Origin of the sequence: Streptomyces sp. HSW2009, assembly GCF_040240285.1 — a bacterium.
Classification (GTDB): Bacteria; Actinomycetota; Actinomycetes; order Streptomycetales; family Streptomycetaceae; genus Streptomyces.
Genome location: NZ_JBEHZD010001226.1, coordinates 1 through 293, shown reverse-complemented (window position 1 = coordinate 293; position 293 = coordinate 1). Strand labels below are relative to the sequence as shown.

General features: G+C 83.3%; 1 protein-coding gene. It reads right to left on the bottom strand.

Annotation, left to right across the window (positions count from 1 at the left end):
• On the bottom strand, window positions 1-293 hold a 293-nt coding region (locus AAHZ94_RS35290), incomplete at both ends, for a hypothetical protein (RefSeq protein WP_502964885.1).

Here is a 293-nt window from a genome sequence, read left to right as displayed (position 1 = left end):
GGACCCGGGCCAGGCAGGCGGGCCGGCCGGCGGAGGTCAGCAGTCCGTTCCGGGCCAGCCCGGGAGCGGCCAGCACGGCCCGGGTCAGCACGGCGGTCAGCAGCCCGGTGCGGGCCTGCCGGGTGGTGGGCCCGTGGCCGTCGATCCCCGGCACGGCGGACAGCTTCCCGTACCGGCTCAGGGCCAGCCGGGCCAGCCGGGGCAGCGCGGCGCGCAGCCAGGTGCCGGTGGCGCGCCGGGCGGGGCGCGGGGGGCGCCCCCCGGGCGGCCCCGGGCGCGGATACCCCTCGGAC